This is a genomic window from Stenotrophomonas sp. Sm2128, from assembly GCF_030985535.1.
Taxonomy (GTDB): domain Bacteria; phylum Pseudomonadota; class Gammaproteobacteria; order Xanthomonadales; family Xanthomonadaceae; genus Stenotrophomonas; species Stenotrophomonas maltophilia.
Map to the genome: position 1 here is coordinate 1 of NZ_JAPTFQ010000125.1, position 7,389 is coordinate 7,389.

At 67.9% G+C, this 7,389-nt stretch carries 10 protein-coding genes; 3 read left to right on the top strand and 7 right to left on the bottom strand.

Annotated features, from left to right (window positions below):
• Positions 1-140 precede the first annotated feature (140 nt).
• The 6 genes from O0K41_RS21600 to O0K41_RS21625 form a co-directional block, all read right to left on the bottom strand.
• The gene (locus tag O0K41_RS21600) at positions 141-701 is read right to left on the bottom strand and encodes a queuosine precursor transporter (RefSeq protein ID WP_005407830.1); all 561 of its coding nucleotides are present in this window, start codon (positions 699-701) and stop codon (positions 141-143) included.
• A gap of 75 nt (positions 702-776) precedes the next feature.
• A complete protein-coding gene (locus O0K41_RS21605; RefSeq protein WP_164222400.1) occupies positions 777-1,289 on the bottom strand; it encodes a hypothetical protein in 513 nt (170 codons plus the stop codon).
• Positions 1,290-1,321: 32 nt separating this feature from the next.
• The gene (locus tag O0K41_RS21610; RefSeq protein WP_088435705.1) at positions 1,322-1,816 is read right to left on the bottom strand and encodes a hypothetical protein; all 495 of its coding nucleotides are present in this window, start codon (positions 1,814-1,816) and stop codon (positions 1,322-1,324) included.
• 19 nt (positions 1,817-1,835) lie between these two features.
• Positions 1,836-2,687 (bottom strand): DUF2145 domain-containing protein, encoded by an 852-nt coding sequence (locus tag O0K41_RS21615; RefSeq protein WP_088435701.1) that lies wholly within the window; start codon positions 2,685-2,687, stop codon positions 1,836-1,838.
• A gap of 48 nt (positions 2,688-2,735) precedes the next feature.
• Positions 2,736-2,966 carry a hypothetical protein gene (locus tag O0K41_RS21620; RefSeq protein ID WP_149500656.1) on the bottom strand — a complete coding sequence of 77 codons (231 nt, stop codon included), beginning with the start codon at positions 2,964-2,966 and terminating at the stop codon, positions 2,736-2,738.
• A 209-nt stretch (positions 2,967-3,175) separates the two neighbouring features.
• Positions 3,176-4,165, bottom strand: a complete 990-nt coding sequence (locus tag O0K41_RS21625) for a mitochondrial fission ELM1 family protein (RefSeq protein WP_088435700.1) — start codon at positions 4,163-4,165, stop codon at positions 3,176-3,178.
• Positions 4,166-4,291: 126 nt separating this feature from the next.
• Here O0K41_RS21625 and O0K41_RS21630 point away from each other — a divergent pair, with 126 nt between their 5' ends.
• Together O0K41_RS21630 and O0K41_RS21635 are read left to right on the top strand one after the other, a co-directional pair.
• Positions 4,292-4,882: a malonic semialdehyde reductase gene (locus tag O0K41_RS21630; protein ID WP_005407836.1), complete on the top strand. Its 591-nt coding sequence runs from the start codon at positions 4,292-4,294 to the stop codon at positions 4,880-4,882.
• An 86-nt stretch (positions 4,883-4,968) separates the two neighbouring features.
• The gene (locus tag O0K41_RS21635) at positions 4,969-5,676 is read left to right on the top strand and encodes a YceI family protein (protein ID WP_005407837.1); all 708 of its coding nucleotides are present in this window, start codon (positions 4,969-4,971) and stop codon (positions 5,674-5,676) included.
• 264 nt (positions 5,677-5,940) lie between these two features.
• On the opposite strand, the gene O0K41_RS21640 is transcribed toward O0K41_RS21635, so the two are convergent.
• Positions 5,941-6,342 carry a hypothetical protein gene (locus tag O0K41_RS21640; protein ID WP_049397243.1) on the bottom strand — a complete coding sequence of 134 codons (402 nt, stop codon included), beginning with the start codon at positions 6,340-6,342 and terminating at the stop codon, positions 5,941-5,943.
• Positions 6,343-6,551: 209 nt separating this feature from the next.
• Between O0K41_RS21640 and O0K41_RS21645 the strand changes: the two genes are divergently transcribed.
• Positions 6,552-7,373 (top strand): hypothetical protein, encoded by an 822-nt coding sequence (locus tag O0K41_RS21645; RefSeq protein ID WP_164222399.1) that lies wholly within the window; start codon positions 6,552-6,554, stop codon positions 7,371-7,373.
• The last annotated feature ends 16 nt before the right edge of the window (positions 7,374-7,389 follow it).

The window sequence follows — 7,389 nt, forward strand, 5'->3', positions numbered from 1 at the left end:
CGGTCGGCACCCACCGAATCAATGGCCCTGCGATGCCCGCTCCTGGTAGGTGCCGACCGTTGGTCGGCACAATCCGCCAGCGGTAATGAACTCCGATGGAGCGTGCCAACCAAGGTCGGCACCCACCAGAGCATGTGCGGTCAGCTGGTGGCGCGCAGCGGCGCCATCTTCCACAGCAGCGCGCGGAACGGGGCCAGCAGGCACACGCCGATCGCCAGCTTCACCGCCAGGTCGCCCGCTGCCCAGCTCACCCACGGCAGGGCGGAACCAGCAAACGCGATCGACCAGAAAATGGTGGTATCCACCGTCGCGCTGCAGGTGGTGGCCACCATCGGTGCGCGCCACCAGCTGCCACGACGCAGGCGGTCGAACACGGTGATGTCCAGCAGCTGCGCCACGATGAAGGCCGAGCACGAGGCAATGGCGATGCGCGGCGTGGCCACCCACACCGACAACACCACCGCCACCAGGAAGCCGATCCACGCCACGCGGCGCGCCGGGCCCGGGCCGAAGCGGCGGTTGATCAGGTTGCTGACCAGGAACGCGACCGGATAGCTGAAGGCACCCCAGGTCAGCCAATCGTTGATCGGGTACTGCACCAGTACGTTGGACAACAGCACCACCGCGCCCATCGCCAGTACCGCCAGCACCAGGGCGCGCGGGGTCAGCGGGGCAAAAAGAGGGGCAGGACGCACGGACATGGCGAGCCAGGGGGACAAAGGGGATCGCCCATTATCCGCCCGGCCCGCGTCAAAGCCAAAACCGGTCGTTCAGCTTTACAGCGCTTCGCTCATCACATCGCCAGCGGCGTAGGCGGTGGGCACGTAAGCCAGTGCCTGGCCCTGCGCGCTTTTCACGGTCCAGCCGGCACCGGCTTCGGTGGGGTCGAAGTGCACCTGCTGGCCGACCACGAAGCCTGCCGCCTGGTCTTCATGCACGCGCGCCGGCCAGCGCAGGGTGGCGGTCTGGTCGGCCTTGTCCGGCACCTGCAGCTGTACCTGGCGCTCGCCCTCCGGCGTGGTCTCCACCTTCTTCACCTCCATCGGCGGCAGCGGCACTGCCTTGGTGCGCGTGGCCCGGCCGTTGCGTTCGCTGGCCTTGAACGGCGCCTTGGACAGTTCGGCCAATCCCATCGACGTGGCCAACGGAATCGACAGCACGATCAGCGACGTGACCAGCACGCTGGTCTGGCCGCTGTTCAACTGTGGCGCGGCGCCCGCATGGACGGTGGGTACCACCAGCGCCGAAAGCAGCAGGGCAGTGGCGGGAACGCGCAGGCAACGGAACATGGAGACCTCCTGGTCAGGGTGGGGACGGCGGCTCAGCGCCGGGTATCGAAGATGTCGCGCGGGCCGGTGGCCTCGGGCAGGTATTCCAGCGGGCGGCCCTGGTTGTCCTTCACCTGCCAGCCCTGGTCGGTGCCGGTCGGCTCGAAGTTCACGGTCTGGCCCACGGTGAACTGCACGGCGGGATCGCCGGGGCGCTTCGGCCACTGCATCGACGCGGTGTTCTGCGGGTTGTTGGCATCACGCAGCAGTACTTCGCGGCGGCCGTCGACGGTGGTGGCGATGGCGCTCACCTGCATCTGCGGCAGCTTCACCGATGCGCCGTGGCCGGGCGGCAGCCCGGCATCCCGGGCTTCCTTGGCAGCGGCGGCGCGCGCGGAAGCAACCAGGGGCGCGGACATTTCCAGGCTCGGCCCCTGCGGACCCGGGTCCTGCAGGATGATGATGCGGCGTTCGGCATGGGCGGTGTTCGCGCCGAGCAGGCCGGCAATGATCACCATCGACATCAGGGAAACAGGCAGCGCACGCATGTCGTTCTCCTCGCGGGATTCAGGGCGTGGCGGCAGCAGCACCGGCCACCGGCACATGGGGGATCACCAGTTCCTGTTGCAGCTGGCTGCGCTGGTGCAGGAAGTCGAATACCGATTCCACCGTCACCACCGAATAGTTGCCGGAAATGCGTTCGCCGGCGGGGTGGTCGGTGGTGGTGGCGTTTGCAATGAACAGGCGCGCACCCACGCGCTTGCCCAGGCCGATATGCAGCACGCTGGGCTGGTACTTCTGCTGGCGCAACCACTGCTGCGCCTGTTCGCGCTTGACGATGGCCGGCGCACCGTCGGCCTGTGCCATCGCTGCCGCCAGCACCTCCAGTACCCACTGGTTGGAGTTCTGGTAGTCGGTGGCGAACGGGTAGGCGACCACGTTGTACCTGGTCTCGTGCAGCGCCTTGGGCTGGATCGACGGCGACACGAGCATCGCCTTCAATGCAGCACGCAGCGGCGCCGACGGCACGCCGATGCGCAGGTCGGTATGCCCGCCGCTCTCGCCGACGAAGTTGCCCAGGCCCTCGTGGTACAGCTGCGAGCTGTCGGTCTTGCAGCGGTTGAGCAGGTGCATCGCGCGCCAGCGGCCGTCGTCCTCGCGCAGCAGGAAGGCCAGGTGGCTGTGGCGCAGGCCGTAGCGGCTCAGGTCCTGGCCACCGCGCGCGGCCACCACCACGTCCACATCGGGCAGCGCATCGAGACGCTCGGCGGTGGTCCAGGCCACGTCCAGCATCGCCGCCTGCGACGCCACGCTCGGGTAGCGTTCGCGGCACTCGGAACTGTTGGCCCAGGCCGGTGCAGTCGCCAGCAGGCTGGCGATCAGCAGCGCGGCGCGGGGCAGGCGGGAAAAACGATCCATGTCGGTACCTTCAACGGCGGGCAGGCCCGCGCGCCGATCATACGCCGCTCAGCGCAGCGGGCGGTCCACGCCCTTGTGCTTGAGTTCCCTGTCGCAGGCATCGCTGATCGGCGCGATCGGCAGCGGCGGGCGCTCGCCAGTCTTAGGATCGCGCAGCGCTGGCTGTTCGCGGTAGGCGTCCAGCTGCTGCTGGCACTGGTAGGAAATCGGGTCCAGCTCAGTGGGCGCGGTGGAGCAGGCAGCGAGCAGGGCCAGGGGCAGCAGGAGCAGGGTGCGCATGAAGACGTTCAGCGTGATGGGGGAGGCTGGACTCTAACCGCGCAGGCGGATTGAAATGTTCAGAAAGCGCTGCGCGGCCGGGTAGCGGAGGGTCGGACCACGTCGGGGGGCTTGGGCCGCTGCGCGGTAGAGTCGACTGGTAGTCGACTATCGCGCGCAGCGCGGGGTTTTCAGCGGTATCGCCAACAGCAGTCGACTAACAGTCGACTCTACAACTCCTTCGCTGTTTTCCCGGGCTCTTGCGAAAAGCCAAGCCGCGCTTTCACTTCCGCGGCCACCCGCGCGGTCTCGCGCAGTGGTTCGATGCGGTCGTACTGCCAGTCAAGCCAATGCGCCTGCAGCCGCCCGCGCTCGCGCAGCTGCTGCTGGAAGCGTGCCAGCCGGCCCTGCGCAGTCTCGGCCAGCGCCACCATCACCGGCATGCGCGTGGCGCAGGCTTCAGACAGCAGGTTCACCGAATCGGGCGAGACCACCACGCGGTTGGCCCAGCCGAGCAGGCCGCCATAAGGATTCGTACCGTCGCCGCCGTCGCCCCAGATCACGTGCGGCAGGTCGGCGAACGTCGCGCGCAGGATCTCGGCCAGGGCCGGCGGCGTGCGTCGCGAGGTGGTCGCCAGCAGGCTGCCGCCTTCGCTGCGGATCTGCTCGGCCAGCGCCTGGAACACGCCCACCATCGCCGTTTCATCCCACGGCGCCAGCGGCGTCGGTCCACCGACAAGCAACGCGGTGCGCGGGCCGGGCAAGGTACTGAAGCCGGCAAACGCGGCGCGGCCCCAGGCCAGCCAGTCGTCGTCCACCGGGTTGAGGCTGCCGAGCAGGGTCAGCACGTTGCTGCCACGCAGGGCATCGTGTTCGGGCACCACCACCACATCCCAATGGCGGGCACTGATGCGCGGGTCGAGGATCTGCACCACCTGGCTGCCACGTGCCCGCAGGACGCGCAGTGCGCCGGCGGCCTGGCGGCCACAGCCGATCGCCAGCGCCGGGGCCTCGGCAGCCAATGACGCGAAAGCCTCGCCATAGCCGTTCATATCACCCGGCAGGCGCCGCGGCGACAGCCAGCGCCAGGGTGCGCGGGGCTGCAGGACCAGCGGTCGGTGGGTGCCCTGGCGCAGCGCCGAGGCCAGCGCGACCGCCTGGCGGACATTGCCCGCACGGCCGTCAGTGACCGTCCATGGCGCGCTCGATCGTTTCACCATTGGCATTAATTCGTTTCAGCCCTGCTGGGTGTTGCAACAGTCGCGACACTCTACACTGCGGCTCGTCGTTTCGCCCCGCGCCGCCCGCGGGCACTGACTTCCCTTAGCCGCCCTGGAGATCCACCGATGTCCCACGCGCTCGACGCTGCTGCCCTCGACCAGCTGTTCCGTACTGCCCGCACCCAGAACGCCTTCCTCGACAAGCCGGTCCCGGCCAGCCTGCTGCAGGAACTGTACGACCTGGTGAAGTGGGGCCCGACCGCCGCCAACACCACGCCCGCCCGCTTCGTCTTCGTCACCTCGAAGGAAGCCAAGGCCAAGCTGGCCCCGGCTCTGTCCGAAGGCAACCACGACAAGACCATGGCCGCTCCGGTGACCGCCATCATCGGCTTCGACCTGGATTTCCACGAGAAGCTGCCGTACCTGTTCCCGCACACCGATGCCAAGGCCTGGTTCGACGGCCCGCAGGAAGGCCGCCACGAAGCCGCCCTCCGCAACGGTAGCCTGCAGGGCGCCTACCTGATCCTGGCCGCACGCGCGCTGGGCCTGGATGCCGGCCCGATGTCCGGCTTCGACCCGGCCAAGGTCGACGAAGCCTTCTTCGCCGGCACTTCGATCAAGTCGAATTTCCTGGTCAACCTGGGTTACGGTGACCCGGCGGGCCTGTTCCCGCGTCTGCCGCGCCTGTCGTTCGACGAAGCGGCGCGCATCGCGTAAGTCGTTGTATCGGTTTCGGGCCTGCTGTCCCGTGGCAGGCTCTTGCTGCACCGTGTACCCACCCTACGATCCGGAGAGTTCCTCAGATGAGCGCCACCCGTAAACTGCTGCTGCCGCTGGCCCTGACCCTGGCTATCGCCGCCTGCTCCAAGCCGGCCGACACCGCTGCCCCGGCCGCCGACGCCGCCGCCCCGGCCACCACCGAGCAGGCCGCCACCCCGGCCGCCGATGCCGCCGCTGCCGCGCCGGCCGCCGAAGCGATCAAGATCGCCTCGGGCACCTACAAGCTGGACCCGACCCACACCGACGTGCTGGCCCAGTGGAGCCACTTCGGCTTCTCGAATCCGAGCGCGCACTTCGGCAACGTCGAAGGCACCCTGGTGTACAACGCCGAAGACGTGACCAAGTCCACCGTGGAAGTGAAGTTGCCGCTGAGCGGCCTGAACAGCTTCACCGCCAAGTTCGACGAGCACCTGAAGAGCGCCGACTTCTTCGACGCCGCCAAGTTCGCCGATGCCACCTTCAAGAGCACCAAGGTGGAAGCCGCTGGCACCAACAAGCTGACCGTCACCGGTGACCTGACCATCAAGGGCATCACCAAGCCGGTCACCCTGGACGTCACCGTCAACGGCGGCGGCGAGCACCCGATGGCCAAGGTTCCGGCCGCCGGCTTCGATGCCACCACCACCCTGAAGCGCAGCGATTTCGGCGTCGGCGCGTACGCCCCGAACGTCAGCGATGAAGTGAAGATCCGCATCACTACCGAAGCCACCGGCGAAAAGCCGGCGGCTTGATGCACCCCGCTCACTCGTCGTGAGAAGGCAGAAGGCCCGCTGAAAAGCGGGCCTTCTTTTTGCGAATTCGATCCGCGTCGATGGCGCCCGGAAACTCCGCACTGCGCGGAAAACCTGCCTTGGTAGAGTCGACTGTTAGTCGACTATCGCGCGCAGCGCGGGGTTTTCAGGCACCGCGCCGGGAGCAGTCGACTAACAGTCGACTCTACCACTGCTCGGTTCCATCACACGCTGGTCGGTTCCATCACATCGTGGGCGGCGCGCTCAGCGCAACGCGCCCAACCATGCCACGCACGCTTCGCTCGGGCTCTGCTTGGCCTTCACTGCCAGCCCGCTCACGCGCACGAAGGTCTGCGCGGCCTGCGCCACCACCTGGCGTGCGATCAGCGCCGCCTGCTTGGTCGCGGCCTGCTGCTTGCGCAGCTGCACGATGTGCACCGACGGGCGGCCCACCGGCGCGTACTTCTGGTCGCGGCGCAGTACATCGGCCACCTGCGCCACTTCGAATTCGGCCTGCAGGTAGCGGTGCTGTGCCTCCACCAGCTCACGCAGCGGCGTGCGCAGTGCGGCGGTGTCGGCGAAGGCGGCCAGCGCCGCGTCGCAGGCGGCGTCATCGGCAAAGCGGGTACGCAGCGCATCCACGCTGGCCAGGGTCAGTTTGGCCATGTGGGCCTCGTCGCTGCAGGAAAGGAGCGCGATTGTCGCATTGCTTGGCGTGTTCCGGAGCGGCGGTCTTCCGTTTGGTAGAGTCGACTGTTAGTCGACTGCTCTTGGCGCGATGCCGGAAACCCCCGCGCTGCGCGCGATAGTCGACTAACAGTCGACTCTACCTGGCTGGCGTTTCAGGCGCAGCCGCACCCACGGAAGGAAGACCCATGCAGGACGCGCAGTACTGGTTGAACGAATTCTGGTCGGGCCTGAGCGTGCTCGATCTGGTGGGCGGCAGCGTGCTCGGTACGCTGCTTGGCCTGGTGCTGGGCATTCTCGCCTGGCGCGGGCTGCACCGCCGGGGTTGGTTGCAGCGGCGCAAGCGCTGGCATCACTGGCTGCTGGCCAGCTATGTGGTGGTGCTGCCGCTGGCCACCGCCTTCTTCGGGCTGCAGCTGGGCTTCACCGCCGGTGCGCACCGCGCGCTGTTCAAGCAGCTCGATCATTTCCAGCCGCACCTGCAGACCCTGGTGGAAGGCTGGAGCGAGGGCTTCACCGACTCGCTGGACGACCCGCGCATGCGCGAGGCTTTGCGCAGCCAGGGCACGGTGGGCGACGCGGCCGATACCATCGCTTCGGCCTACCTCAGCGAACATCCGTTGCCAGGCCTTGATCGTCTTGGCAACGGCCCGTTGGCGCGCGGCACCGGCTGGGTGATCGGTAAGGTGCGCGAAGGCCTGCTGCGCGGCATGGTGGAAGACACGCTGGTGGACAAGGCCGGCACGGTCGGGCTGGAGCCCGAGGTGGTGCGCGAGGCGCTGACCATGCATGTGGATGAGCTGCTGCACACCCGTGGTGTGCTGCGGCTGGTGAAGGCGCAGATCAACGGCATGATGCCCGGCGTGTATTTCGGGCTGCTGTTGCCGTTATTGGTCATCGCACTGCTGGTGGCGCTGGAGATCTGGGCCGCGCAGCGGTTCGGGTGGGCGCAGCAGGTGGTAGTGCCGGCCGCTGGCCGGCAATTTCAGGTTCCTGTCGAAGGTTCATGAGGTTGCCGGCCAGCGG

Excerpts from the sequence above, each read along its gene's own strand:
- O0K41_RS21640 (WP_049397243.1), bottom strand. The coding sequence starts at position 6,342 with ATGGCCAAACTGACCCTGGCCAGCGTGGATGCGCTGCGTACCCGCTTT.
- O0K41_RS21620 (WP_149500656.1), bottom strand. The coding sequence starts at position 2,966 with ATGCGCACCCTGCTCCTGCTGCCCCTGGCCCTGCTCGCTGCCTGCTCC.
- O0K41_RS21635 (WP_005407837.1), top strand. The coding sequence starts at position 4,969 with ATGAGCGCCACCCGTAAACTGCTGCTGCCGCTGGCCCTGACCCTGGCT.
- O0K41_RS21645 (WP_164222399.1), top strand. The coding sequence starts at position 6,552 with ATGCAGGACGCGCAGTACTGGTTGAACGAATTCTGGTCGGGCCTGAGC.
- O0K41_RS21625 (WP_088435700.1), bottom strand. The coding sequence starts at position 4,165 with ATGGTGAAACGATCGAGCGCGCCATGGACGGTCACTGACGGCCGTGCG.
- O0K41_RS21610 (WP_088435705.1), bottom strand. The coding sequence starts at position 1,816 with ATGCGTGCGCTGCCTGTTTCCCTGATGTCGATGGTGATCATTGCCGGC.
- O0K41_RS21605 (WP_164222400.1), bottom strand. The coding sequence starts at position 1,289 with ATGTTCCGTTGCCTGCGCGTTCCCGCCACTGCCCTGCTGCTTTCGGCG.
- O0K41_RS21630 (WP_005407836.1), top strand. The coding sequence starts at position 4,292 with ATGTCCCACGCGCTCGACGCTGCTGCCCTCGACCAGCTGTTCCGTACT.
- O0K41_RS21615 (WP_088435701.1), bottom strand. The coding sequence starts at position 2,687 with ATGGATCGTTTTTCCCGCCTGCCCCGCGCCGCGCTGCTGATCGCCAGC.
- O0K41_RS21600 (WP_005407830.1), bottom strand. The coding sequence starts at position 701 with ATGTCCGTGCGTCCTGCCCCTCTTTTTGCCCCGCTGACCCCGCGCGCC.